The following is a 25,810-nucleotide window of genomic DNA, read 5'->3' as shown; positions in this document are numbered from 1 at the left end:
CGTCAGGGGGTGAAAAGATCATCCTCGGTCACTTCGTTCAGCAGAGACAGACCCGTGCGATAGCGATTGATATTGTCGCAAATGAGGGCCACGGCCCGCGCATCCCGGTCAGGTTCTCGGGACGATGTGTGCGGCGTGATCAAAACATTGGGCAACGTCCAGAGCGGGCTGTCAGACGGCAGCGGTTCTTGGCAAAAGACATCGAGACCGGCACCGGCAATCTGCTGTCGTTTCAAGGCCTCGATCAGCGCCGGTTCATCCACCACCGCGCCGCGCGCAATATTGATCAGTCGGGCGCTGGGTTTCATCATGCCAAGCGTGCGCGCGTTCATCAAACCGCGACTTGCATTGGTTAATGGCACGGCAAGAACCACATAATCGGACTCGCCGAGCAGTGTCTCGAGACCGTCCTTTTGGCTTTCGGTATAAAGCTGATCGACCCCGGCAGGCGCTGGCCCGTCGCTGCGACGATAGCCAACGACGCGCATTCCCATCGCCGCGCACCGTGTGGCCAAGGCCTTACCGATATGACCAAGGCCCACGATGCCCACCGTATGGCCATAGAGCGAGCGCAGGTGTTCGCGTCCGTCTTTTTCCCATGCGGATCGGCGTTGCGAGTCCCAAAGATCGGTAGATTTGTAAGCAAGCGACAACATGAAAAACAGCGCGTGTTCGGCCAGTGCCTCGACCGAGTAGCCCGCAGAGCCAGACACACGGATGCCGCGTTCCAACATTTCCGGGCGCGCGATCCTATCGACGCCCGCGTGGGTGACATGCACCCAACGCAAGTTTTCGCCTTGGATTTCCTCGGGCGGCAGCAGATTTTGCAGCAGGGCGACATCGGCTGTGGCCAAGGAGCGGCGCAAACCGTCGTAATCCTCAGGTTCGATACGGGTCACTTCGGCTGGCGCGAAAGCGGCGGTCAGCTCGTCCCAGAGCGCGCCCGTGTACAGAACATTCGTTACAACCTTATCTATTTTCATTCTCTGCCCCAAGTGACTTTGTTTACGAAAAACAGTACGGTGCGGGTGGTTGAACCGTCAAGATCCGCCCCCCGCACCGTTGGCCTTGGCCGGTAGGTTTGAGAGTGCACTGCCCGTTTGTCGAGGCCTTACAAAAGCGTATCGAGCAGCGCGCTTACGTTTTCGCGGGTGAGCTCGATCGGGTTGCCGCCGCAGCTGGGGTCTTTGAGGGCGCCTTCCAGGATCGCCGCCTTGTCGGGGGTGGCGACGCCCATTGCGGCGAGGCTCTCGGGGATGCCGAGGGTGGCGTTGAGGTCTCCGACAAAGGCACGGAAGCCGTCAAAGCCGCCGTCGATGCCGAGGTAGGCCGCGGCTTGCTCGATGCGGGCCTCGATGGCGGGGCGGTTGAAATCGAGCACCGCCTGCATGACCACCGCGTTCGTGGTGCCGTGGTGGGTGTGATAGATCGCGCCGATGGGGTGCGAAATGGCGTGGATGGCGCCGAGGCCTTTTTGGAAGGCGGTGGCGCCCATCATCGCGGCGGACATCATATGGGCGCGGGCCTCGATGTCGGTGGGGGTGGCGTAGGCGGTTGGCAGGTTTTCCTTGACCAGCCGCAGCCCTTCGAGCGCGATGCCCTGGCTCATCGGGTGGTAATGCGGCGAGCAGAAGGCCTCGAGGCAGTGGGCGAAGGCGTCCATCCCGGTGCCTGCGGTGATCGCGGGGGGCATGCCGGTGGTCAGCTCGGGGTCGGCGATGACGACGCTGGGCAGGACTTTGGGGTGGAAGATGATCTTTTTCTCGTGGGTGTCGGCGTTGGTCAGCACGCTGGCGCGGCCCACTTCGGAGCCGGTGCCGGCGGTGGTGGGCACGGCGACGATGGGGGCGATGGCGGAGGCGTCGGCGCGAGTCCACCAATCGCCGATGTCCTCGAAATCCCACACCGGGCGGGTCTGGCCGGCCATGAAGGCGACCATCTTGCCAAGGTCGAGGCCGGAGCCGCCACCGAAGGCAATCACGCCGTCATGGTTGCCGGCTTTGTAGGCTTGGACGCCGGCGGTGAGGTTGGCCTCGTTCGGGTTGGGATCGACCTCGGCAAAGAGGCCACGGCCCAGGCCCGCGGCTTCCATCAGGTCGAGGGTTTTGGTGGTGATCGGCAGGGTGGCGAGGCCGCGATCAGTGACGAGGAGCGGGTTTTGCATGCCCACCGCCGCGCAGGCTTCGGCGATCTCGGAGATGCGGCCGGCGCCGAAACGGATGGCGGTGGGATATGACCAATTGGCAGTCAGGGACATGTTCAGGCTTTCTTGAGGTGGTAGGATTTGGGGCGGGTCAACGAGTGATACCCCAAGGAGGAGAGGGCGGCGCCGCGACCGGTGTCTTTGCAGCCAGTCCAGCAGAGCGCCGGGTCGAGGTAATCGCAGCGGTTCATGAAGACGGTGCCGGTTTCGAGTTGGCTGCCGATGCGCGCGGCGCGCTCGGCGTCGGCGGTCCAGAGGGCGGCGGTGAGGCCGAAATCGCTGTCGTTCATCAAAGCGATGGCCTCTTCGTCGGAGGACACGGGCATGACGCCAAGCACCGGGCCGAAGCTTTCCTCGCGCATCACGGTCATGTCGTGGGTGACGTTGGTGAGGATTTGCGGCGCGAGGTAGGCGCCGCCGTCATCAGCGAATTTCGCGGTGTCGATGACGCGGGTGGCGCCTTTGGCGACGGCGTCTTCGGTCTGGGCGCGGACGGTTTGGGCGAAGCGGATGTTGGCCATCGGGCCGAGGGTTGTGGCGGGGTCAAGCGGGTTTCCAAGGACGTAGCCGTCGACAATGGCTTTGGCCTTTTCGATGAAGGCGTCGAACAGGCTGTCGTGGACATAGACCCGCTCGATGCCGCAGCAGCATTGGCCGGAGTTGAACATCGCGCCGTCGATCAGGGTGTCGACGGCGGCATCAAGGTTGGCGTCGGCCATGACATAGCCGGGGTCTTTGCCGCCAAGCTCGGTGCCGACGCCGGTGAAGGTGCCCGCAGCGGCGCGTTCGATGGCTTGGCCGCCGCCGACGGAACCGGTGAAATTAACGAAGTTGAAGGCGCGGCCAGCGATCAGGGCAGAGGTGGTTTGGTGGTCGAGGAACACGTTCTGGAACACGTCCTCGGGGACACCGGCGGAATGGAAGGCTTTGGCCAGCCGTTCACCTGCTAGTAAGGTTTGTGTGGCACCCTTGAGCAATACGGCGTTGCCCGCGATGAGCGCGGGGGCGACCGTGTTGATCGCCGTCATGTAAGGATAGTTCCACGGCGAGACCACCAGAATGACGCCCTGCGGTTCGCGCAGGATGCGACGTTCGAAATTGGCACTGTCCTCGATGATGGTCGGGGCAAGGGAGGCTTCTGCGATGCCCGCCATATAGCTTGCGCGTTCATTGACGCCGCCAAATTCGCCGCCGTAGCGCACGGGGCGGCCCATCATGTGGGCCAGTTCGGTTGTGACCTCGTCGCCCATCGCACCCAGCGCGGCGACACCGGCCATGACCAGCGAGATGCGGTCGGACAGGGGGCGGGCGGCCCAGGATTTCTGCGCCTTGCGGGCGCGGGCGGCGGCGGCTGTGCCATCGTCGAGGCTTAGAACAGGACGTTCGGCAAAGACCGAGCCATCGATAGGAGAGATACAGTGTAGCATGGTCATGCCCTTTCAAACCCGCGTGCGATTTCCCAATCTGTCACCACGCGGTCAAATTCTTCGAGTTCCCACTCTGCCGCGCGGGCGTAGTGAGTGATGACATCTTTGCCAAAGGCTGCGCGCAGCATGTCGGAGGCCAGCAAAGCTTCGCGGGCGTCGCGCAGGTTGCGGGGGATATGGGCGGCCTTCTCGTTGCCGTAAGCGTCGCCTTTGAAGGGCGCGGTGAGGGCCAGTTTTTCCTCGATGCCTTTCAGCCCTGCGGCCAGCATGGCGGCCTGCGCGAGGTAAGGGTTCATGTCGGAGCCCGGCGTGCGGCATTCGACGCGAATGCCCTTGGTGCCGTTGCCGACAAGGCGGTAGGCGGCGGTGCGGTTGTCGACCGACCAGACGATCTGGGTCGGGGCGAAGGTGCCTTTGGCGAACCGTTTGTAACTGTTGACATAAGGAGCGACGAAATAGGTGTAATCGGCGGCGTATTTGATCAGGCCCGCCATATAGTGGTCCATCAGCTCGGATTTGCCCAAGGGGCGGTCGGCATCGAAAAAGGCGTTTTCGCCGTCGCGCCAGAGCGATTGGTGGACATGGGCGGCGCTGCCGACCTTGTCATGGCGGTATTTCGGCAGGAAGGTTGCGGCAAAGCCTTGTAAATGCGCGATTTCCTTGACGCCATGTTTGGCAATGGTGTGGTGGTCGGCGGTGGCCAGCGCGTCGGCGTATTTGACGTTAAGCTCTTCCTGGCCGGCCTCGGCCTCGCCTTTCGACCCTTCGATCGGGATGCCCATCGCGCGCAGATGATTGCGGATCGGGCGCATCACCGGCTCTTCCTTGCTGGTCTGGAAGATGTGGTAATCTTCGTTGTAGTTCGAGATCGGTTTGAGATCGCGGAAGCCGTTTTCGGCGATCTGATCATGGGTGCCTTTGAACAGGAAGAACTCGAGTTCGGTGGCGGTGACCGGGGTCAGGCCCATCGCCTCGGCGCGGGCAATCTGGCGTTTGAGGATGTCGCGCGGGGCGTGCGGCACCGGCGCGTGATCGTGATGATCGAGCACATCGCACAGCACCATCGCGGTGCCGTCGAGCCACGGCACCGGGCGCAGGGTGGCGAGATCGGGTTTGAGGATATAATCGCCATAGCCGGTCTGCCAACTGGTCGAGGCAAAGCCTTCGGGCGTCGACATTTCGAGATCGGTGGCCAGCAGATAGGTGCAGCAATGGGTTTCACCATGGGCGATGTCGAGGAAGGCCTCGGCATGGAAGCGTTTGCCCATCAGCCGGCCCTGCATATCGATGGTGCAGGTCAGGACAGTGTCGATTTCGCCGCGCTTCACCTGTTGGATCAGCGTTTCAAGGCTCATTTGCTGGCTCATGTGCCACCTCTTGTCATCTTTTGTACCGAGATGCGCCCCGGGTGTGCTCCGGGGCGCATGCCATCTGGCCCCGGGACTGTCCCGAGGCGGTTTTCATCGCATCAGCCGTAGCGGTAGGGCCGCCCGGCTTTCTGCATGTCGGCGTTGTATTTCTTGATGATTTCAACAACTTTGGCCTTGGTCGGGCTTTCGGCGGCGATCTCATCCCAGAACTCTACGGCGGCGTTTTCGACCTGCGCCCATTCGGCATCGGGGATGGTGGTCAGCTCCATCTTGGGGCCATTGACCCGCAGCGAGGCTTCGCCGCCCCAATACCACCACTGGCGGTAGTAATGTGACTGGTCACAGCAGACCCGGAACAGGGTTTGGAGGTCTTCGGGCAGCTCGTTCCAACGGTCCATATTGGCAAAGAACGACCCGGCCCAGGCGCCGGAAATGTTGTTTGTCAGGAAGTAGTTGGTCACGTCAGCCCAGCCGACGGTGTAGTCTTCGGTGATGCCCGACCATGCGATGCCGTCAAGCTCGCCGGTCTGTACGGCGACCTCGATGTCTTCCCACGGGAGGGTGACCGGCACGACGCCGAATTGCGCCAGGAAACGCCCGGCGGTGGGGAAGGTGAAGACGCGTTTGCCCTTGAGATCTTCGAGCGAGTTGATCGGGTCTTTGGTGGCGAAATGGCAGGGATCCCACGAGCCGGCGCTGATGTGTTTGACGCCGACGGCGGAGTATTCCTCATCCCAGATTTCATTCAGGCCGTATTGGTTGAACAGCACCGGCACATCGAGAGAATAGCGCGAGGCGAAGGGGAAATATCCACCGAAAACAGTGACATCGGTGGGGGAGGCCATCGAGTCATCATCCGATTGCACCGCGTCGATGGTGCCCTTTTGCAGCGCGCGGAACAGCTCGCCGGTGGGGACAAGCTGGTCGGCGTAGAACAGCTCGATCTGCATGCGGTCGCCGGCAATTTTGTTGAACATCTCGATGGCGGGGTCGATGACATGGGCGGCCAAAGCGGGGCCAGCGTAGGTTTGCATCCGCCATGTGATCTTGCCCTGCGCGAGGGCGGGCGTGGCCAGGGGGGCCGCGGCGGCACCGGCGGCGGCTGTGGTCAGGAACTTGCGTCTGGTCGTGGTCATGAGACTTCTCCTTGTTGTGAATGGATGGTTTCCTTGGGGAAACTCTTTTTTAACTTATTGCCCGTAAACGTAGTCCGGCAGCCAAGTTGCGATCTGTGGGAAGATCATGATCAGGCTGAGCGCCAGGACCATCACCCCGACGAAGGGGATGATGGAGATGTAGATATCGCGCAGGCTTATCTCGGGCGGGGCCATCGCGCGCATGAGGAAGAGGTTATAGCCGAAGGGCGGCGTCATATAGGCGATCTGGGTGGTGATGGTGTAGAGCACGCCGTACCAAATCAGATCGAAACCGAGTTCGCCAACCAGCGGAACGTAAAGTGGCGCGACGATCACCAGCATGGCGGTGTCGTCAAGAAAGGTGCCCATGAGGATAAAGCTGAGCTGCATCAAGATCAGGATGACCCAGGGGCTGAGGCCGAGTTGTTCGGTGAACAGGTTGTCGATGGCGCTGACCGCGCCGAGGCCATCGAAGACCGCGCCAAAACCAAGTGCCGCGAGGATGATCCACATGAACATGCAGGAGATGCCCAATGTTTGACGGACGGAGGTTTCGAAGACTTGCCACGACATGCGGCGTTTGGCGACGGCGGCAAAGAAGGCGGTGAGCGCGCCGATGGCGGAGCTTTCGACTAGCGAGGTCCAGCCGTTGACAAAGGGCACCATCATCGCTGCAAAGATCAGCAGCGGCAGGATGCCTGCGCCCAGAAGGCGGAGCTTTTCGGCGCGCGGCACGTTGCCGGCCTCGGGGAGCGCGGGGCCGAGTTCGGGCTGAAGTTTGCAGCGCAGCCAGATGTAGAACACGAACATCGTCGCCATCATCAGGCCGGGCAGCACCCCGGCGAGCCAGAGTTGCCCGACCGGTTGGCGCGCGATCATGGCATAGAGAACGAGGACCACGGAGGGCGGAACGAGAATGCCAAGGGAGGACCCCGCTTGAATGACGCCAGTCACCATGCGTTTGTCGTAATTGCGGCGCAGCAGCTCCGGCAAGGCGATTGTCGCGCCGATGGCCATGCCCGCGACCGACAGGCCATTCATCGCGGAAATCAGCACCATAAGGCCGATGGTGCCCATCGCCAGACCGCCGTTGACGTTGCCGAACCAGACGTGGAACATCTTATAGAGGTCGTCGGCCAGCTTGCTCTCGCTCAACACGTAGCCCATGAAAATGAACATCGGCAGGGTCAGCAGCGGATACCATTTCATCAGCTTCATCGCGGCAGAAAACGGGATGTCATAGCCGCCAGTCCCACCCCAAAGCGCCATCGCGGCAATGGCGGCAATCGCACCAATGGCACCAAACACGCGTTGGCCGCTCAGCAGCATCAGCATCATGGACGCAAACATGAACAGCGCGATGTGTTCCTGGCTCATATGGTGGTCTCCGGGATGTCATGCCCGTTGAGGCGCGCGATGTCTTTGAACAGTTCGGAAATGGCCTGCAGCAGCATCAGGAAGATGCCGAGCACCATGATGCCTTTGGCGGGCCAGATGTAGGGGCGCCATGCGGTGGAGGAGCGTTCGACCCGGCCGATTTCCTCGGCTCCGGTGAGGAGGCCCGCGAAGAAAGTGATCGGCGCGTCGCCCCAGTAGCCAAGCGAATAGGCCGTGGACCCAAGGCCGCCATAAAGCAACACGCCAAGGTAAAAGATCAGGAAAAACACAGTGATACAGTCAACCGCCGCTTTGCGCCGCGTGCTCCATTCGCCGTAAAACAGGTCCATCCGCACGTTCGACCCCATCTGGATCGCGTAGGGGCCACCGATCATGTAATAGGCGACCATCGCGAATTGCGCGATTTCCAGCGTCCAGAGCGAGGGCAGGAAAAAGGTTTTGGAGATCGACGACCAGAGCAGAATGGCCATCATGCCAAACAGCCCGTACATCGCAAATCGCCCGACCCGGCGGTTGAGGGCGTCCACCACGCGGACATATCCGAGCATGGCGGCGATCATGCGGCCTCTCCGTTTTTGTAGGCCACGAGGGTTTGGCGCAGCCACGGGGCAAGCCGGGCGGCCATCGCGTTTTGGTCGGCGGCGGTCGAGATAAGATCGCTGCGGATTTCCAGCATGACGGAGGGCAGATTGTTGGCCGCGCCGTGCACATCAAGCGTGTGGGCGACACCGTCGGCGGCGCTGTAGGGCTCGTTCAGGCGAACGCGGAACGGCATGTCGGGCGGGGTGGCGGCCAGCATGGTTTTGGCGATTGCGGCGTCGCGGCCATGCAGCAGCCCGATCTCGACCTCGCGGGAAACGCCGCGATAGACCGGCGTGAAGCTGTGTACCGTGACCATGAGCGCGAGGGCCCCCGTCCGGGATGCGATTTCATGGGCAAGCACGTCGCGGAAAGGTGCGTAAACCTCGGTGATGCGGGCGGTGCGCGCATCGGGGCTTAGGCCGGAATTTCCGGGGATTTCGTGCACTTCGCTGCGTTCCGGGATTGCATCAGCCGCCTCGGGCGGGCGGTTGCAATCATAGACCAGCCGCGAGACGCAGCCATAAACCAGCGGCGCAGAGAGGTGCTGCGCCAGCCCCTTGGCCACACCCAGCGCGCCGGGATCCCAGGCGACATGGCTTTCGCCGGTTTCGCGACTGATGCCCAGCCCGGAAAGCGACGCGGGGATGGCGTTGGCGGCGTGTTCGCAGACAACAATCACGTCAGCGCCGGGGGGCGCATCCGCCACCTGCACAACAGAACCGAAACTGGAATCGATGATGGATTGCGTCATCTGTAAAATATTCTACAGAGCGCACGGCCCTGTCAAGAATGTTTCTTAAATGGTTTGATTGGCGCGCGTGTCGGATGTAACGTCGTTGAAAATTGCCCGTAAAATGGCGGACTGCGCATGTCGATTGCCGAGAAAATTCAAGCCAAATCCGCCGAGATGACCCGGTCTGAACGGCAGTTGGCCGAGTGTTTGCTGGACGATTATCCGATCTCGGGGCTGGGCAGCATCACCGAGCTGGCGGAAAAGGCGGCGGTGTCGACGCCGACGGTGCTGCGGATGGTGCGCAAGCTGGGGTTTGGCGGCTATCCGGACTTTCAATCGTCGCTGCGCGAGGAGCTGGGCGAGGTGATTTCCAACCCGATCGCCAAGCACAAGGCGTGGCAGAGCGACCTGCCCGACCAGCATGTGATTTCGCGCTATTCCCGCGCCGCGTTTGACAACCAGCGGGCGACGTTGGAGCATCTTGATCCGGTGCAATTTGACGGGCTGTGCCAGTTGATTGCCGACCCGACGCGGCGGGTGTTTATCGCCGGGGGGCGCATCACCGGGCCGCTGGCGCAATATATGTTTCTGCATCTGCAAATGATCCGGCCTGACGTGCGGCTGTTGCCGGGCAATTCGGCTTGGGCGCATGATCTGCTGGATATTCGCGCCGACGATCTGGTGATCATGTTTGACGTGCGGCGCTATCAGAATGACTCGTTGCAGATGGCGCAGATGGCGGCGGAGCGCGGGGCGGTTTTGGCGCTGTTGACTGATCAATGGCGCTCGCCGATCCATCGGTTTGCGCGGTATACTTTTGGGGCGCGGATCTCGGTGCCCTCGGCGTGGGATTCCAATCTGGCGCTGATGTTGCTGGTGGAGTGCACGATTGCGGCGGTGCAGGAAATGATGTGGGAAACGGTCAAGGAACGCACGGATGCTTTGGAGCAAGCCTTTGATCAGACAAAGCTTTTCAGAAAGTTCACCTAGATGAGCGCGCGGATTGAGATTGCGGTGATCGGCGCGGGTGTGGTGGGGATGACCACCGCGCTGCGGCTGGCAGCCGAGGGGCATGAGGTGGCGATTATCGACCCCGAGACGCCGGGATCGGGGGCGTCGTATGGCAATGCCGGAACGATTGCAGAGTATGCGGTGACGCCGCTCGGGTCGCCCGACCTGTTGCGCAATTTGCCGTCGTTGTTGTTTGACCGGGACAGTCCATTTTCGCTGCGCTACGGTGCCCTGCCCGGCCTTGCGCCGTGGTTTGCGCGGTTTTTGCGCGAATGTACGCCGGGGCGGGCGCGGATGAATGCGCTGGCTTTGGCGGAGTTGCTGCGCGATGCGGGGCCGCTTTGGATTGAGACGGCGGCGGCGGCGGGGGCGGCGGACCTGATCCGGCGCGACGGGGTGCTGTATTTGTATGAGCGCGCGGAAGCGTTTGCGAATGCGGGCACCGACCGGGAATTTCGGCGGTCGCTCGGGGTGGAGATCGAGGTTTTGGACGCGGCTGGGGTGGCCAAAGTCGAGCCGGAGTTGCGGCCGATTGAGGGTGGCGCGCATTTCTTTCCCGGCATTGTGCATCTGACAGATCCGGGCGCGATGATGGCGCGACTGGCGGCGGCGATGGACGTGGCCGGGGTGACTTTGGTCCCGCAAAAGGTGCAGTGGCTGGAGCGGACGGGCGATGGCGTGCAGCTTAACCTCGACAAAGGGAAGATTGTGGCGCGGCGGGTGGTGATTGCCGCCGGGGCCTATTCGCGGCCTTTGGCGGCGATGGCGGGCGACCGGGTGCCGCTTGATACCGAGCGTGGCTATCATATTGAATACGATATGGAAAATATGCCTTTGCAGCATGTGGTGGCCTCGGGGATGCGGGGGTTTTATGCGATCCCGATGGCTGGGCGGATGCGGTTTTCTGGGATGGTTGAGATGGCCAATCTGCGGCTGCCGCCCGATCCGAAACGCTGGGATTTGTTGGAGCGGCATGCGGCGACGTTTCTGCCGGGGCTGGGCGCGCCGAGCCGCAAATGGATGGGATTTCGGCCCTCGGTGCCGTCGACAGTGCCAGTTATTCGCGCCTCAAAGGGCGGCGATGACGTGGTGCTGGCCTTTGGGCACGGGCATCTTGGGCTGACGATGGCCCCGCGCACGGCGCAAATTGTGGCCGAGCTGATCGGGCGTTAGAGCCGGACAGCTTCGCCAGTGGCGGCCGAAAGTTGCGCCGCCTGCCCCATGCGGACGGCCCAAGCGCCATCGTCCAAAGTGACCTCGGGCGTGGCGTTGCCGCGCACCACGTCGAGAAACCGCATGTGTTGATAATAGGTCGAGCCGTTGTGATCGCCGGCGTCGAGCAGCAGATCGGGCACGGGAATGTCACGCTCTTCGGGGCCTTTGGGGTAGCGCGGGCTGACGATCAGGCGGGGCACCGGGGGGGCGCCAAGATCGGCGGGCCAGAAGCGGCCGGGACCGGGCACAAGCGCCTCGATTTTGCCCATGGGGCCGACGGCGGAGACCTCTTCCTGATAGCGCGCGCCCTCGGCAAACATGCAGAGTTCGAGCATGGCGCGGGCGCCGGAGGCGAAGTCGACGATGACATAACCGTGGTCGAGGATGTCGGGGGTTTCGCTGTTGTAACGCTCGTCAAGGTGGTTGGCGGCCTGCCCGCCTGTGGCCATGATACGCACCGGATCGGAGCGCAGGATCAGCCGCATGAGGTCGAAGAAATGGCAGCATTTTTCGACAAATGTGCCGCCGGAGTTGCGGTTGAACCGGTTCCAATCGCCGACTTTTGGCAGAAACGGAAAGCGGTGTTCGCGGATGGTGAGCATCTGCACGCCGCCGGTGATCGCCTCGACTTCGGCCAGAAGCGCGGCGATGGGGGGCATGTAGCGGTACTCCATCGCGACCCAAACCGGGGCGGGATAGGTCGCGCGGAAAGCGTCAATTCGGGCAAGGTCGGCGGGGTCGGTGAACAGCGGCTTTTCCACCAAGATCGGCAGGGCGCGGGTGGCGGCGATCTGTTCGAGTTGCGCCATATGGCAATGGTTTGGGCTGACGATCACGAGGCAATCGAGGGCTTCGATGTGCAGGAGATCGTGGAGCGAATTGACGAAGGTGGCGTCGGGGGCGAGCACGGCGGCGGCCTGTGCCATTGCTTCGTCGGGTTCATAGATCGCGGCGATGCGGGTGCCGTCGAGCAGGGCAATGTTGCGCAGATGCTCCTGCCCCATCATGCCGCAGCCGATTATGCCGTAGTTGACCGTGTCGGCCATGCGCCGCCCCCTTTAATTTATTTCAATCTTTGCACATAAATCGCCCGATCCGGGTCGAACCATGTGCGCGAATATTCCACCGGTGCGGGCGCGTCGGCCCAGCTGAACCGTTCGATAAAGCCCACTGTCGCGCCGGGTTCTTTTTGAAACCTCGCAGGCGACCAGTCGGGGACGCGGCCCAGCGAGACTCGGTCTTCGGCGCGTGAGACCCAGAAGCCGAGGTGGGCTTGGTAGTAGCGGTAGAGAGAGTCGGAGAGCAGCGCAGGGTCGATTTTGCCGACGCTGTCGTCGAGCCAGATTTCCTCAACCGCGATGAGTGTATCATTGAGAGAGCGCAGGCGGCGGACGCGTGCGCCTTTGGCCGCGGTGCCGAATTTCGGCAGATCGGCGGGTTTGTCGAGGTGGTCGACCGAGAGCAGATCGGCGCGCGGCAGGCCGCCGCCCTCCGGCAGTTCGAGGCGGAACATGGCATAGACGCTGTCGACGGTGGCGGCCTCGCGGATGTAGTTGCCGGAGCCTTGCACCCTCTCCAACATGCCCTTTTTTTCCAGTTCGGCCAAAGACTTGCGCAGGGTGCCGACCGAGACACCGAGGCCCTGCGCCATCTCACGCTCGGGCGGGAGGCGTTCGCCAATGATCAGACGGCCCGCGGCAATATCGCGGATCAGCATTTCCGCGATCTGGATGAAGACGGGCAGCGCGGCGGCTTTTCTGGCGGATTGAGGCACGGGGCTCACCCAGGGCAAGGGAGAATTGATACACCATTGATTTATCAAAACGGCACTGCTAGGCAAGGGGAAATTGCACCTGTCGCCCACTTTACCGGAGCTTGCCCCATGACCGTTGTTCCCATCACCTCTGCCGATCTGGATGCGGTTGAAGTGTCGTGGTTTTCCGCTTTGTGCTCAGACGATTACCAGTTTTTGGGGGTGCCGGATGGCGCGTTACGCTCAAGCTGGGAGCATTGTTCGGCAATTGTGAAAGAGGCCGAGGCGCAGGGGTTTCGCAATATCCTGTGCCCGTCGTCGTATCAGGTTGGGCAGGATACGCTGAGCTTTGTGGCGGGCTGTGCGCCGATCACCGAGCGCATCAATCTGCTGGCGGCGGTGCGCTGTGGCGAGATGCAACCGATCATGCTCGCGCGGACTTTGGCGACGCTGGACCACATGCTGAAGGGGCGGCTGACGGTTAATATCATCAGTTCGGATTTTCCGGGGCAGAAAGAGGACAGCGCGTATCGCTATCAGCGGTCGCGTGAGGTGGTCGAGATTTTGAAGCAGGCCTGGACGCGCGATGAGATCAATCTCAAGGGCGAGGTGTATGACTTTGCCGGGCTGACCACCGATCCGGTGAAGCCGTATCAGACCGGCGGGCCGCTGCTGTATTTCGGGGGGTATTCGCCGGATGCGCTGGAGTTGTGTGGCGAGCATTGCGATGTTTACCTGATGTGGCCAGAGGTTAAGGACCAGTTGGCCGAGCGGATGAAGGCGGTGCATGCGGTGGCTGAGGCCAAGGGGCGGACTTTGGACTATGGGCTGCGGGTGCATATGATTGTGCGCGATACCGAGGCTGAGGCGCGGGAATATGCCGAGTATATCGTATCGAAACTCGACGATGAATATGGCCAGTTGATCCGCGAGCGGGCGTTGGATTCGACCTCGCTTGGCGTGGCGCATCAGGCCAAGGCGCGGGAATTGGCGGATAAATTTGGCTATGTCGAGCCGGGCTTGTGGACCGGGGTGGGCCGGGCGCGGTCGGGCTGTGGCGCGGCGCTGGTTGGGTCGACCGATCAGGTGATGAGCAAGATTGAAGACTATCGCAAGATGGGGATGCGGGCGTTTATCTTTTCCGGTTATCCGCATTTGGAGGAGGCGCGGCATTTCGGAGCGCGGGTTCTGCCGCAGCTTGAGACGTGTTCGCTGCCGCAGGCCTATGGCCGGGTGCCGGATGAGACCCCCGCAACACCGCTTGGAAACGGAGAGCGCCGCTGATGGACCGTGTGAAGATTGCCCAAGGGCTTGAATTTAGCCGTATTGTGTACGGGATGTGGCGGCTGGGCGATGATGCCGATACCTCGGCTGGGCATGTTGAGGCCAAGATTAACGCCTGCCTCGATCAGGGGATTACCACGCTGGATCAGGCGGATATCTATGGTGGATATGCGGCCGAGGCGGTGCTGGGCGGGGCGTTTCGGGCCAATCCGGGGCTGCGCCACCGGGTCGAGATTGTCACCAAATGCGATATCGTTGCGCCGATGGGGCGCTATGCCGACAAGTCGGTGAAGTATTATGATACCAGCCGGGCGCATATCGAGGCGTCGGTGGAACATTCGCTGGCGGATATGGCGATTGATCACATCGATATGCTGCTGATCCACCGGCCTGATCCGCTGATGGACCACCATGAGACCGGGGCGGCGCTGGATGATCTGGTGCAGTCGGGCAAGGTGCGCGCGGTGGGCGTGTCGAACTTTCGCCGCTGGGATTGGGAATTGCTGCAATCGGCGATGAAAACGCCGCTGGCGACCAATCAGATTGAGGTGTCCTTGGCCGAGATTGCGCCGTTTACCAATGGAGATGTGGCGTTTCATCAAAGGCTTGGCACGCCGTTGATGGCGTGGTCGCCGCTGGGCGGCGGCAGCCTGATGGCGCAGGGGATTTCGGCGGGGGCGGTGATGACCGAGCTAGCCGAAGAGTTTGGCGTCGACCGCGCAGCGGTGGCGGTGGCGTTTTTGCTGGCGCATCCGGCGCGGATCTTGCCGGTGATGGGGACCAACAATCTTGACCGGATCGGGCGGATTTCAGACGCGCTTAAGGTGACATTGACGCGCGAAAGCTGGTTCCGGCTGTATGAGGCCGCGCTGGGACATGAGGTGGCATAATGAACGCGATGACGGGTGATATGGAGCGGGCGTTTGTGCCGGGGCAGGACGACAGCCGCGCGTTGCGCGATGCTTTCGGGCGGTTTGCGACCGGGGTGACGGTGATCACCTGTGCCAGCGACGACGGGCCGGTGTGCATCACCGCCAACAGCTTTTCCTCGCTGTCGATTGATCCGGCGCTGGTGATGTGGGCGGCGGGCACGGCCTCGCGCCGGTATCCGTATTTCCGCGATGCGCGGTCTTATGCGGTGCATGTGCTGTCGGCCAAACAAGCGGATCTGTGCTTTGCGTGTTCGCGCGATGCCTTTGCTTTGCGCGACGTGCCGCATCGGTTGAATGCGGCGGGGGTGCCACTGTTGGCGGGGTGTTTGGCGCGGTTTGAATGCGAGGCTTTTGCCAGCCACAGCGCCGGGGATCATGAGATTTTCGTTGGCAAGGTGACGCATGTCGCGATGCGCGATGGCGATGCGCTGGCGTTTTATGCCGGGCAGTTCGGGCAGATGCCGCAGGCTTAGCCGAGCGGCACCGCGAGCAGCATGTAGCCATCGATCACGCCAAGGCGGCGGGCGCCGACCTCGTGGATCAGCGCATCGATGCCCGCATCGCTGACCGGACAGGCGACGATATCGGCACCTGCGTCTTGCATCGGGGCCATCGCCGCGCTGTCGCCAACCAACTGGCAGGTATCATTGTACGAGCGGTATCCGGCGAGGAACACCAGACTTACCGTGGGCGTGGCCCCCCCGGCGACCGGCTCATCCTCGACCAGATAGCGGGCGTGCGACCAGCCGAGCACCGTGCCCGAACGCGCGATCAGGCACCATTCGGGCATTTTGGCCGGGGCTGGGCCGTCTGGGTCGGGCTTGACCAAAACGCAGACGCGCTTTTCAAGGCCGCCTTCGGAGGGGGCCAGTTTGGACAGCACCGGAAAGGCCACGGAGGGCCCGCTGCGCACGTTCAGCGTGTCGTTGGTGGCGACATTGCCGACTTTGTACCATGGTTCGGCCAAGGCCGGGGCGGTGAGCGCCAGAGCGGCGGCCAGTGTGGTGGCCAGATTTCGAAGACTATGCATTGGCCCCTCTTTCGGCACCGTTAATAAAGCCTGCCGGAGCGGTGATTAACCGTCTAGCGCCAGTTTCGCCCGGAGCGCGCCAAGCGCGGCGCGTTCATCGCTGTTGAGCGTGGCGGCGCGGGCGCGAAAGAGCGTGGCCTGCGATTTCAGCACCAGACCGTCACCAAGGATTTTCAGGTGGTTGGCGCGCAGGGTTTCGCCGGTCGAGGTGATGTCGGCGATGGCCTCGGCGGTGAGGTTTTTCACGGTGCCTTCGGTGGCGCCTTGGCTGTCGACCAGCTGGTAATCGGCGACGCCGGCATCGCGCAGGAAGTCGCGCACAAGCCGGTGGTATTTGGTTGCGATGCGCAGACGGAAGCCGTGGCGCGCGCGGAAGGCGGCGGCGCAGGCATCAAGATCGTCGAGCGTGTCGACATCGACCCAGCAGGCCGGAACCGCGATGATCAAGTCGGCGTGGCCAAAGCCCAGCTCGGCCAGCGGCTCGACCTGTTGTTCCCAGACGGGCAGCTTTTCGTGCACAAGATCGGTGCCGGTGACGCCCAGGTGGATGCGCCCGGCGGCGAGTTCGCGCGGGATTTCCCCGGCCGACAGCAGCACGAGTTCAACACCCTCAACGCCCGAGACCGCGCCGGCATATTCACGCTCGGACCCGGTGCGTTCAAGCGTAACGCCGCGCGCGCCGAACCAATCGAAGGTCTTTTCCATCAGCCGCCCTTTGGACGGCACGCCAAGTTTGATCGTCATTGCGCGGACTCCCGCAATTGCAGCGCCAAGCCGGGGCGGATCACGCCGCCGACGGCGGGAATATCGCGGCCACCACCAAGGGCGGCGGTCAGCGCGTCATAGCGGCCGCCGCTGGCGACGGGGGGCAGATCGGGGCGGCCCTCGGCATAGAGGCCAAAGACGAAACCGTCGTAATATTCCATCGAGGTGCGGCCATAACTGCCTTCAAATTCAAGGGCATCGACGTCAACGCCGCGTTTGTGCAGCGCTTCGCAGCGGGCGGCGACGCGGTCGACCGCGTGCTGCATCCACGGCAGATCAACCGCGATATCGCGCAGCTGTTCGAGCGCGAACGGCAGACTTTCGCGCACGGAAAGCAGCGCTTCGATCAGGTCGACCTGCGCGCAGGAGATCGGCGGGGTGGCGGCGTCATCGTGCAGGGCGGCGATGCGGGCGCTGATTTCTTCGGGGCCGCGCATGCCGATGTGGTTGGCGATGGCACCCATCGGATCGGGCTTTTTCAACAGCGCTTTGCGGCTGGCGGGCACCGGGCTGCGGCCTGCGAAACGTTCGAGCAGGGCGCGAAAGCGGCGGGGGCGCCAGATGTGGCGGCTGAGGGCGGCTTTGCGTTTCTCGGTGGTTTCAAGCCCGGCGATGGCGGCCTTGAGCAGCCCGATGTCGCCGGTGGCGGCGCGCAGACGCAGATCGCGCAGGGCACCGGAGAGGCGGGCAAAGACTTCGGCTTCGGTCAATGCAGGGGCGGAGCGGTCGAACACCTCGTAGCCGACTTGGAAATATTCGTTGTCGCGCGCGGGGTCGTCTTCTTGACGGCGAAACACCGCGCCGGCGTAGGTGTAGCGGGCGGGTTCGGCGCCGCCTTGCTGCATCGCGTCCATGTGCATTTGCACGACGGGCACGGTGAAATCGGGGCGCAGCATTTGCTCGCCGCGCAGCGGGTCGGCGGTGACATAGGCGCGGCCGCGGATATCCTCGCCGTAGAGGTCAAGAAGCGCCTCGGCGGGTTGCAGCACGGGGGTGTCGATCACCCGCGCGCCCGACGCCTCGAAGCCGGCGCGCAGGCGCTGGGCCTCGGCAATGATCTGGGAGCGGTTGGGCATCAGCTTTGCGACTCCATGATTTCGCAGACTTTGGCGAGCAGATCGGCGCGGGGCACCTCAAATTGCGAGGGGCGCTCTTTCCACTCTTCAAGCGTGGCGTTTTCGGCGATTTGCGCGCCAAGGATCAGGTCTTTGATCTGGATGACACCGCGCGCGGCCTCGTCGCTGCCTTCGATCACGGCAACCGGGCTTTGGCGTTTGTCGGCGTATTTCAACTGGTTGCCAAAGTTCTTGGGGTTGCCAAGGTAAACTTCGGCGCGGATGCCGGCGTTGCGCAGTTCGGCGACCATGGTCTGGTATTCCGGCATGCGGTCACGGTCCATCACGGTGACAACGACAGGGCCGCGTTCCTGCGAGGTGATCCGGCCCTTTTCGCGCAGGGCGGCAAGCAGGCGGTCAACGCCGATGCTGACGCCGGTGGCGGGGACGGCTTGGCCGGTGAAGCGTTTGACGAGGTCGTCGTAGCGCCCGCCGCCCGCGACCGAGCCGAACTGGCGCTTGCGGCCTTTTTCGTCGAGGATTTCGAAGGTGAGTTCGGCCTCGAACACCGGGCCGGTGTAATAGCCGAGGCCGCGCACGACCGAAGGGTCGATTTCGATGCGGTCGGGGCCATAGCCTTGGGCCGCGAGCAGCGAGGCAATCATTTCGAGCTCTGCGACGCCTTCGGCCCCAATCGCGCTGTCGCCGATGGCGGCGCGCAGGTTGGCGAGCGTGGTTTGCGCGTCGGCGCCTTTGGAGGTGAGGAAGGCAATCACCGGTTCGGCTTGGGTCTCGGCGAGGCCGACGCCGTCGATGTAAGCGCCCGAGGCATCGAGGCGGCCTTTGCCGAGCAGTTCGCGCACGCCGGATTCGCCGACCTTGTCGAACTTGTCGATGGTGCGCAGCACGGCGGCCTGTTGGCCTTCGTCGGTGACGTTCATCGCCTCAAGCACGCCGTTCAGAACCTTGCGGTTGTTGACCCGCACGACATAGTCGCCACGGGCGATTCCAACCGCCTCGAGCGTGTCGGACAGCATGGCGCAGATTTCGGCGTCGGCGGCAACGGAGGGCGCACCAACGGTATCGGCATCACATTGATAGAACTGGCGAAAACGCCCCGGACCGGGCTTTTCATTGCGCCAGACCGGACCCATCGCAAAGCGGCGATAAGGCGTGGGCAGATCGTTGCGGTATTGGGCATAGACGCGGGCCAAGGGCGCGGTCAGGTCATAGCGCAGGGCGAGCCAATCGGCATCGTCCTCTTGCCACGCAAAGACGCCTTCGTTGGGGCGGTCGACATCGGGCAGGAATTTGCCCAGCGCTTCGACCGTTTCGACGGCACTGCTTTCGAGCGCGTCAAAGCCATAGCGATGATAGACCCCGGCAATCGTCTGGAGCATCTCGGCCCGCTCGGTGACTTCATGCCCAAAGTAATCGCGAAACCCTTTGGGGGTGATCGCCTTGGGGCGGGGCTGTTTCTTCTGCTTGGCCATGTCAGGCTCCGGCTGTCTGGGGTTCGCGCGCGGTGTAGCGGGAAGCATGGCGCGGGGCAAGGCGGACGGCCCCCTGCCCCGGCGGATTTCGCCTGACACGCGCGCGCAATCGTCTATAAGGCGGCGGATGACAGACAGCATGACAGACAAACTGCAAGCGCTTGAAGAGCGTGTTGCGCATTTGATCCGCTCGGTGGATGACATGTCGGACGTGATCGCCCGGCAAGATACCGAGATTGCGCGGCTGACCCACCGGGTGCAGATGCTGATGGACCGTGAGGGCCAGCGGCAGGACGCCGGTAGTGGCGGCATTGTGCTGGGCGATGAGCGGCCGCCGCATTACTAGGGGTTTGCGGCTTTAGGTTTTGGCTGCGTTACTCGGGGGTTACTCGGGGTTGCTTTTGACCACGGTTTCCACCAGCGCGCCATCGTGCAGCAGCATTTCGAGCCAATGGGCATTGCTGCCATACGTCTCATAAGCGCTTACAAACACGGTGTTCTTTTCGATGGCCGAGACTTTGGAGCCGCAGGGTTGGCCCGCGCGCACCCGGCAAACCCGCGACTTGATGGTTTCATAAGCACTGTCGATGGCGGAGTAGGGCTGGACCTCGGCGGGCAGGCCATAGCGCAGCAACTCGTGCATCGCAGGCGCGCCAAAGACCGCGACGGCGGCGGTGAAGGTGCGGGCACAGCCATCAGCAAAGCCGGTGATGTAGAACGGATGCGGCGTTGTCTTGCCGGGGGCGGAATTGTAGAGGCGATAGGCCTTGCTGCGCGCTGGGAAGGCTTCGATTTCGGCGCCGCGTTTGTCGTTTGGCAGATCGCAGACCGGTTTGACCAGACCGAAGGACAGCAGCGTTCCGGCGGGAACAGAGGGCGGCTGTTCGCTGGAACGGTTCGATGCGCCGCCGGTGATGCGGCCAAACAGGCCCCGGCGCGGCTTGGGGGCGCTGAGCGCGGCGGTTTGTCCGGCTTGCGCGTTTGGCGCGTCTGGCGTGGTGTCATCGCCGCCGATCATCTGCTGGAGCAGACCCTCGCGCGCCACTGGCTGGTCGCTGCCCTCCTCGGGCGCGGCCATGGCGGGCACTTGCGCCTCGTCGGCCAATTCGATGTCAGACAGACGGTCGACGCCTGCCAAAGGATCACCGCACCCCGAGAGCCAGAAAAGCGCCGCGATCGAGATTGCCAAGGGGGGTGCACATCTTTTGTTCATTGCCCGCATTTATCGCAGCGCCCGCGATGCGTCTAGCCTAAGTGCGGCTTTGGCCGGTCTGGGCAAGTTTGCAACGGCGAAACTTCGCCACGTCAAAGGCAATTCCCATCCGGCCCGAAGTCTGTTAATCCTTAGGTAATAAAAATAAAATCGAGGCAGGACCGGGCATGGAAGCGGGCTATCGCGGCACGTTTGTCATTTCATGGTCGCAAACAGAGATTGACGGCTTCGCCGCCGCATCGCTCTCATCCTTGAGGGTTGGCGCGCGCTGGAGCTGGCAGGGGCAGACACTTTGCGTGGATGGCCCCAACGATGTCTTGCGACTGGGCGACGCAGACGGAGAGGACGCATTGCGCAGACGCGCAGCGCGCATGGTTAACAAATTGGTGGGACGGGCGTTGGCGGGTGGCGCAAACGCCCCGTCCGGCGATATCGCACCGCTGGCCGGTGAGAGCAGCTTTGTCGTGACCGACGGGCTGAAAAGCTATGCCGTGACCCTGATTCCGGCGGGCCAGGACCGGCTGTTGATGTTTCTCGGAGAGGTGCCGCCGCGCGATGTGGCGCTGTGGGTGGTGAACCTTGATCTGGATCACGGGTTTGCGTGCGAGGCGGATGACCCCGGTGTGATCTGCTTTACCCCCGGCACCGCGATTGAAACGCCGAATGGCCCCTGCCCTGTTGAGGATCTGCGCGAAGGCGACAGGGTTTTGACCCGCGACAATGGCCCGCAAGAGGTGCTTTGGGCGGGCGCGCGGCGGATGTCGGGCGCGCGGCTGTATGCCATGCCCGAACTGCGCCCGGTGCGAATTTTTGCCGGCGCCTTTGGCACCGATCTGCCCGAGACCAGCTTTCTTGTGTCGCCGCAGCACCGGCTTTTGCTGCGTGGGCGCGAGATTGAGGCGCTGTTCAACACGCCTGAGGTGCTGGTGGCGGCGCGCGACCTTATCGGGACGGCCTGTGCGCAGACCGATCTGTCGGTGCGCGATGTGACCTATGTGCATCTGCTGTTGCCCCGGCACGAGATCCTGTGGGCCAACGGGCTGGAGACCGAAAGCTTTCACCCCGCGAGCGCGCAGCTGTCGACTTTGGACGCCGAGGACCGCGCGCGGCTTATCGCCGGATTGCCGACCATCGAACACGACGCGCACAGCTATGGCGCCTATGCCCGCCGCAACCTGACCTCGAGCGAAAGCGCGCTGCTGCGGCACCGCGCGGCCTAAGACACGGCCTTACGACCCCGCGCGCCTCTCACCCTTGCGCGGGCCCCTGATTTGCGAACTGAGAAGTTGAGCCTATGGCGACCTATACCATTGTTGCAGACGACACTGATCCGCTTGGTCCGAATGAGATCCGGGCGGGCGATGATATTGTGGTTAACGACGGCGATGTGTTTATCATCGACCCCTCCGCCGACAAAGATGTCGACTTCAAATCGCCCGACGGCGCGCCGGTGAACTTTGAAGTCCGGTTCGAAGAGAGCAATCTTAACAAGGTGGATTACAAGTTCGACAACGGGCTTAATCCGACGATCAACATCAGTGACAATGTTGACCTGAGCAACACCTTCATCAATGCCGACAAGGCGGATTCGATTGTTTTGGTCGCGGGGGATGGTGTTACCCTTGACCATTATCACGGCTCAAAAGGGGTCGATACCTTCACCGCCGGTGATGATTTCACCATGTTCGATCACCTTAGAACCGGCGATGGCGACGACGTTATTCGGATTGGCAAGAACGCGCAGCTTGACGAGATTGACGGCGGCAAGGACAACGACACGCTGTACACCGAGACCGAGCCGAGCACCTTTAAGAGCAGCAATATCGAAAGCTCGGAAGTGGTGTGTTTTGCGGCGGGCACCCTGATTGCCACCGGGGCCGGGCCGGTGGCTGTTGAGGACCTGCGCGTGGGCGATATGGTCACAACGATGGACAATGGCGAGCAGCCGCTGCGGTGGATTGGGTCATGCCGGCTTGGCCCGGCGCAGTTGATGCTGCGGCCGAAACTGCGGCCGATCCGCATTGCGGCGGGGGCCTTGGGGCGGGGCACGCCGGAGCGCGATCTTGTGGTATCGCCGCAGCACCGGGTGATGATCCGTTCGACGATTGCGCAGCGGATGTTTGCGGAATCGGAGATCCTTGTTGCGGCGGTCAAGCTGGTGGGGATGCCGGGGATCGAGGTGATCGAAACCGCGCGCGAGGTGACGTATTTTCACCTGCTGCTCGAACGGCACGAAATCCTGTTTTCCGAGGGGGCCGCGACCGAGAGCCTTTATCCGGGTCCGCAGGCGCTTTCGGGGATGGCCCCGGCGGCGGTGGAAGAGATCACCTGCCTGTTTCCCGAGCTGTCAGAGCAGTGCGGCAAGCCGACCCCGGCGCGGCTGTTGGCCGAAAAGGGGCGTCAGATTCGCACGCTGTTGCAGCGGCACTTGAAAAACCGCAAAGCGCTGATTGCTGAGTTTGCGTGACAGCGCGGCGCCCTTTTGGGCCGCCGCGCTGAGCGCTTAGTTGCTTTTGGTATCGAGCAGACGGCGGGCAATCACCTGCGCCTGAATTTCCGCGGCGCCTTCAAAGATGTTCAGGATGCGGGCGTCACAAAGGATGCGCGAAATCTTGTATTCCAGCGCAAAGCCGTTGCCGCCGTGGATCTGGAGGCCGTTGTCGGCCGCGGCCCAAGCGACGCGCGCGCCGAGGAGTTTGGCCATACCAGCCTCAAGGTCACAGCGCCGGCCTTCGTCTTTTTCGCGGGCCGAAAAATAGGTAAGCTGGCGCGCGACCATGATCTCGACCGCCATCATCGCCAGCTTGCCCGCGACGCGGGGGAAATTGATCAGCGACTTGCCGAATTGCTTGCGGTCGAGCGCGTATTGCATCGACACATCCAGCGCCGATTGCGCCACGCCGATGGCGCGGGCGGCGGTCTGGATGCGGGCGGATTCGAAGGTCTCCATCAACTGCTTGAAACCTTTGCCTTCTTCGCCACCAAGCAGGTTTTCGCCTTTGACGTGGAAGTTGTCGAAGCCGAGTTCGTACTCCTTCATGCCACGGTAGCCCAGCACCTCAATTTCGCCGCCGGTCATGCCCTCGGTCGGAAAGGGATTGGCATCGTCGCCCGGCGTTTTCTCGGCCAGGAACATGCTTAGGCCCTTGTAATCGCTGGTGTCTGAATCGGTTCGCGCCAGTAGCGTCATCACATGGGTGCGGGCGGCGTGGGTGATCCAGGTCTTGTTGCCGGTGACTTTGTAATCGCCGTTCTCGTCCTTGACCGCGCGGGCGCGGAGGCTGCCGAGATCGGAGCCGGTGTTGGGCTCGGTGAACACGGCGGTGGGCAGTTTTTCACCCGAGGCGAGCTCGGGCAACCACTTGGCCTTTTGCGCCTCGGTGCCGCCCGCGAGGATCAGCTCGGCGGCGATTTCCGAGCGGGTGCCAAGGCTGCCGACACCGATATAGCCGCGCGACAGCTCTTCGGAGACCACACACATAGAGGCTTTGGACAGACCAAATCCGCCAAATTCTTCGGGGATGGTAAGGCCAAAGACGCCCATTTCGGCCAGTTCCTCGATGATTTCCATCGGGATGAGCTCGTCTTTGAGATGCCAGTCATGGGCATAGGGTTCAACCTTTTCGACCGCGTAGCGGCGGAACTGGTCGCGGATCATCTCGAGCTCTTCGTCGAGCCCGGAGGCGCCGAACATCGTTGCGCCATGCTGCAACTGCATCAGCTCGACCAGCCGCATGCGGGCGGCGGTGGTGTTGCCAGAGGTCAGCAGAGTTTCGATTTCGGGGGTGTCGAGCACCTTCAATTCGGACGGGTCGACGCCGAAATCACGCGGGCGCACGATCTCGCCCTGGTTCATCGGGATGCCGCCGCGGATCTGCGCGAGGTATTCGCCAAAAGCGATTTGGTGGAGCAAGGCTTCCAGTTCGCCAAAGCGGCTTTCCGAGGTCATCCGCTCGGCCCAGCCCTGCATTTGTCTGAGCGATTCCAGATAGGTAGCAAGCCATGCCAGACCGTGTGCCGCATCCTGATTGGCCTCGACCAGCTTGGCCGATACCCGGCCATCGGCGACCACAAGATCGCGCAGATGGGCGCGGGATTTGTCAAAGATCGTCTCAACCGGGGCAATCGCCGCGCCGGTGAGTGTCAGCAGATTGGGCAGCAACACTTGCGCCTCCATGTTCAGGTCTTGTCCGTCATGGGCCATCATCGCATTCCTCAAATTATCCTGCACGTGCATAATGACTTCGCAGATGCAGCGCAACATAAATACGTTTTAACCTATACTTTATGGCATAAATTACGCGGAGCGATTTCAAATGCAGCACCTCTGCCGCTGTGTTAGGCGGCGGGGATGGAAAGCTTTGTTGCAGAATTCGGGTGGTGGGCCTTTGGCTTAAGCGGCGCGGTGGCGCTGTTTGCCGGTGTGATCAAGGGCACGGTGGGATTCGCCATGCCGATGATCATGATTTCATCGCTGGGCAGCTTTTTGCCGCCGGATGTGGCGCTGGCCGGGCTGATTCTGCCGACGCTTTTGTCCAACGGAATGCAGGCCTTGCGGCAGGGGTGGCGCCCGGCATGGGCGGCGGTCCGGCAATTCCGGGTGTATCTGATCACGGCGGGGGTCATGCTGATCGCTTCGGCGCAGCTTTACGTTTTCTTACCGGTTTGGGTGCTATTCTTGGCCATCGGCCTGCCGATCACGCTGTTCTGCCTCATGCAGCTTGTCGGCCTGCGCTTTCATCTAGCGGCGCAGAGCACCAAGGCCGAGCTCGCCATCGGATCGTTTTCGGGGTTTATCGGGGGGTTGTCGGGGGTTTGGGGGCCGCCTTTGGTGGCCTATCTGACCGCGCTGGACACCGAGAAAAAGATGCAGATGCGCACGCAGGGCGCGGCCTTTGGGCTTGGCGCGGTGCTGCTTTTGGGCGCGCATTGGCAAAGCGGTGTGGTGCGGGCCGAGACCTTTTGGTTTTCGGTCTGGCTTTGTGTGCCAGCGATGCTGGGCACCTGGGCGGGCGGGCAGATTCAGGACCGGATTGACCAGGACACCTTTCGCCGGGCAACGCTGGTGGTGCTGTTGGTGGCGGGGCTGAACCTGATCCGGCGGGCGTTTTTGGTGTGATCGGGGAGGCGCAAGCCGCGCGTTTCTGGGCCGTGGTGCGGCGATCCGACGGGCGTTTTGCGGCGCTTTATCCCGGCCAAATCCGTAAAAG

General features: G+C 62.6%; 25 protein-coding genes. 9 read left to right on the top strand and 16 right to left on the bottom strand.

Going from position 1 to position 25,810, the window contains the following annotated elements; genetic code table 11:
- Positions 1-2: 2 nt before the first annotated feature.
- From ACW9UO_RS13510 to ACW9UO_RS13475, 8 genes are all read right to left on the bottom strand, one after another.
- The gene (locus ACW9UO_RS13510) at positions 3-983 is read right to left on the bottom strand and encodes a D-2-hydroxyacid dehydrogenase (RefSeq protein ID WP_457086313.1); all 981 of its coding nucleotides are present in this window, start codon (positions 981-983) and stop codon (positions 3-5) included.
- 128 nt (positions 984-1,111) lie between these two features.
- Positions 1,112-2,257 carry an iron-containing alcohol dehydrogenase gene (locus ACW9UO_RS13505; RefSeq protein WP_457086312.1) on the bottom strand — a complete coding sequence of 382 codons (1,146 nt, stop codon included), beginning with the start codon at positions 2,255-2,257 and terminating at the stop codon, positions 1,112-1,114.
- A gap of 2 nt (positions 2,258-2,259) precedes the next feature.
- Positions 2,260-3,636, bottom strand: coding sequence for an aldehyde dehydrogenase family protein (locus tag ACW9UO_RS13500; protein WP_457086311.1), 1,377 nt, complete (start codon positions 3,634-3,636; stop codon positions 2,260-2,262).
- Positions 3,633-4,997 (bottom strand): glutamine synthetase family protein, encoded by a 1,365-nt coding sequence (locus ACW9UO_RS13495; RefSeq protein ID WP_457086310.1) that lies wholly within the window; start codon positions 4,995-4,997, stop codon positions 3,633-3,635. Before ACW9UO_RS13495 ends, ACW9UO_RS13500 begins: the two co-directional genes overlap by 4 nt.
- Before the next feature lie 101 nt (positions 4,998-5,098).
- Positions 5,099-6,136, bottom strand: coding sequence for a TRAP transporter substrate-binding protein (locus ACW9UO_RS13490; RefSeq protein WP_457086309.1), 1,038 nt, complete (start codon positions 6,134-6,136; stop codon positions 5,099-5,101).
- A gap of 54 nt (positions 6,137-6,190) precedes the next feature.
- Complete coding sequence (locus tag ACW9UO_RS13485) at positions 6,191-7,513, bottom strand: TRAP transporter large permease (RefSeq protein ID WP_457086308.1); 1,323 nt, start codon at positions 7,511-7,513, stop codon at positions 6,191-6,193.
- Complete coding sequence (locus ACW9UO_RS13480) at positions 7,510-8,094, bottom strand: TRAP transporter small permease subunit (RefSeq protein ID WP_457086307.1); 585 nt, start codon at positions 8,092-8,094, stop codon at positions 7,510-7,512. The genes ACW9UO_RS13485 and ACW9UO_RS13480 overlap by 4 nt, the downstream gene beginning before the upstream one ends.
- Positions 8,091-8,867: an N-formylglutamate amidohydrolase gene (locus tag ACW9UO_RS13475; protein WP_457086306.1), complete on the bottom strand. Its 777-nt coding sequence runs from the start codon at positions 8,865-8,867 to the stop codon at positions 8,091-8,093. Before ACW9UO_RS13475 ends, ACW9UO_RS13480 begins: the two co-directional genes overlap by 4 nt.
- A gap of 117 nt (positions 8,868-8,984) precedes the next feature.
- On the opposite strand from ACW9UO_RS13475, the gene ACW9UO_RS13470 reads away from it, so the two are divergent.
- Complete coding sequence (locus ACW9UO_RS13470; RefSeq protein WP_457086305.1) at positions 8,985-9,839, top strand: MurR/RpiR family transcriptional regulator; 855 nt, start codon at positions 8,985-8,987, stop codon at positions 9,837-9,839.
- The gene (locus ACW9UO_RS13465) at positions 9,840-11,033 is read left to right on the top strand and encodes an NAD(P)/FAD-dependent oxidoreductase (protein WP_457086304.1); all 1,194 of its coding nucleotides are present in this window, start codon (positions 9,840-9,842) and stop codon (positions 11,031-11,033) included. It abuts the gene before it with no gap.
- On the opposite strand, the gene ACW9UO_RS13460 is transcribed toward ACW9UO_RS13465, so the two are convergent.
- Positions 11,030-12,121: a Gfo/Idh/MocA family protein gene (locus tag ACW9UO_RS13460; protein WP_457086303.1), complete on the bottom strand. Its 1,092-nt coding sequence runs from the start codon at positions 12,119-12,121 to the stop codon at positions 11,030-11,032. The genes ACW9UO_RS13465 and ACW9UO_RS13460 overlap by 4 nt on opposite strands.
- A 17-nt stretch (positions 12,122-12,138) precedes the next feature.
- Positions 12,139-12,792: a GntR family transcriptional regulator gene (locus ACW9UO_RS13455; RefSeq protein ID WP_457088657.1), complete on the bottom strand. Its 654-nt coding sequence runs from the start codon at positions 12,790-12,792 to the stop codon at positions 12,139-12,141.
- A gap of 165 nt (positions 12,793-12,957) precedes the next feature.
- Between ACW9UO_RS13455 and ACW9UO_RS13450 the strand changes: the two genes are divergently transcribed.
- From ACW9UO_RS13450 to ACW9UO_RS13440, 3 genes are read left to right on the top strand one after another with little or no spacing between them, the layout of a single operon-like run.
- The gene (locus ACW9UO_RS13450) at positions 12,958-14,112 is read left to right on the top strand and encodes an LLM class flavin-dependent oxidoreductase (RefSeq protein WP_457086302.1); all 1,155 of its coding nucleotides are present in this window, start codon (positions 12,958-12,960) and stop codon (positions 14,110-14,112) included.
- Positions 14,112-15,002, top strand: coding sequence for an aldo/keto reductase (locus ACW9UO_RS13445; RefSeq protein WP_457086301.1), 891 nt, complete (start codon positions 14,112-14,114; stop codon positions 15,000-15,002). Before ACW9UO_RS13450 ends, ACW9UO_RS13445 begins: the two co-directional genes overlap by 1 nt.
- On the top strand, positions 15,002-15,517 hold the full coding sequence (locus ACW9UO_RS13440; RefSeq protein ID WP_457086300.1) for a flavin reductase family protein: 516 nt from the start codon (positions 15,002-15,004) through the stop codon (positions 15,515-15,517). The genes ACW9UO_RS13445 and ACW9UO_RS13440 overlap by 1 nt, the downstream gene beginning before the upstream one ends.
- Here ACW9UO_RS13440 and ACW9UO_RS13435 read toward each other — a convergent pair.
- The 4 genes from ACW9UO_RS13435 to hisS are packed head-to-tail and all read right to left on the bottom strand — an operon-like array spanning position 15,514 to position 19,387.
- Entirely contained in the window at positions 15,514-16,074 is a 561-nt protein-coding gene (locus tag ACW9UO_RS13435) for an SH3 domain-containing protein (RefSeq protein ID WP_457086299.1), read from the bottom strand. The two genes, ACW9UO_RS13440 and ACW9UO_RS13435, sit on opposite strands and share 4 nt — an antisense overlap.
- A gap of 45 nt (positions 16,075-16,119) precedes the next feature.
- On the bottom strand, positions 16,120-16,818 hold the full coding sequence (gene hisG / locus ACW9UO_RS13430; protein WP_457086298.1) for an ATP phosphoribosyltransferase: 699 nt from the start codon (positions 16,816-16,818) through the stop codon (positions 16,120-16,122).
- Positions 16,815-17,915 carry an ATP phosphoribosyltransferase regulatory subunit gene (locus ACW9UO_RS13425; protein WP_457086297.1) on the bottom strand — a complete coding sequence of 367 codons (1,101 nt, stop codon included), beginning with the start codon at positions 17,913-17,915 and terminating at the stop codon, positions 16,815-16,817. The genes hisG and ACW9UO_RS13425 overlap by 4 nt, the downstream gene beginning before the upstream one ends.
- Complete coding sequence (gene hisS / locus ACW9UO_RS13420; protein ID WP_457086296.1) at positions 17,915-19,387, bottom strand: histidine--tRNA ligase; 1,473 nt, start codon at positions 19,385-19,387, stop codon at positions 17,915-17,917. The genes ACW9UO_RS13425 and hisS overlap by 1 nt, the downstream gene beginning before the upstream one ends.
- Before the next feature lie 151 nt (positions 19,388-19,538).
- Between hisS and ACW9UO_RS13415 the strand changes: the two genes are divergently transcribed.
- Positions 19,539-19,733 (top strand): SlyX family protein, encoded by a 195-nt coding sequence (locus ACW9UO_RS13415; protein ID WP_457088656.1) that lies wholly within the window; start codon positions 19,539-19,541, stop codon positions 19,731-19,733.
- 39 nt (positions 19,734-19,772) lie between these two features.
- On the opposite strand, the gene ACW9UO_RS13410 is transcribed toward ACW9UO_RS13415, so the two are convergent.
- On the bottom strand, positions 19,773-20,576 hold the full coding sequence (locus ACW9UO_RS13410) for a hypothetical protein (RefSeq protein ID WP_457086295.1): 804 nt from the start codon (positions 20,574-20,576) through the stop codon (positions 19,773-19,775).
- A gap of 191 nt (positions 20,577-20,767) precedes the next feature.
- On the opposite strand from ACW9UO_RS13410, the gene ACW9UO_RS13405 reads away from it, so the two are divergent.
- Together ACW9UO_RS13405 and ACW9UO_RS13400 are read left to right on the top strand one after the other, a co-directional pair.
- A complete protein-coding gene (locus ACW9UO_RS13405; protein WP_457086294.1) occupies positions 20,768-21,820 on the top strand; it encodes a Hint domain-containing protein in 1,053 nt (350 codons plus the stop codon).
- 74 nt (positions 21,821-21,894) lie between these two features.
- A complete protein-coding gene (locus ACW9UO_RS13400; RefSeq protein WP_457086293.1) occupies positions 21,895-23,067 on the top strand; it encodes a Hint domain-containing protein in 1,173 nt (390 codons plus the stop codon).
- Positions 23,068-23,103: 36 nt separating this feature from the next.
- On the opposite strand, the gene ACW9UO_RS13395 is transcribed toward ACW9UO_RS13400, so the two are convergent.
- The gene (locus ACW9UO_RS13395) at positions 23,104-24,804 is read right to left on the bottom strand and encodes an acyl-CoA dehydrogenase family protein (protein ID WP_457088655.1); all 1,701 of its coding nucleotides are present in this window, start codon (positions 24,802-24,804) and stop codon (positions 23,104-23,106) included.
- 147 nt (positions 24,805-24,951) lie between these two features.
- Here ACW9UO_RS13395 and ACW9UO_RS13390 point away from each other — a divergent pair, with 147 nt between their 5' ends.
- Positions 24,952-25,719 (top strand): sulfite exporter TauE/SafE family protein, encoded by a 768-nt coding sequence (locus ACW9UO_RS13390; RefSeq protein ID WP_457086292.1) that lies wholly within the window; start codon positions 24,952-24,954, stop codon positions 25,717-25,719.
- Positions 25,720-25,810: the final 91 nt, after the last annotated feature.

The sequence above is a fragment of the Marinovum sedimenti genome, from assembly GCF_054052205.1.
This window is presented reverse-complemented; position numbering and strand designations above follow the sequence as displayed.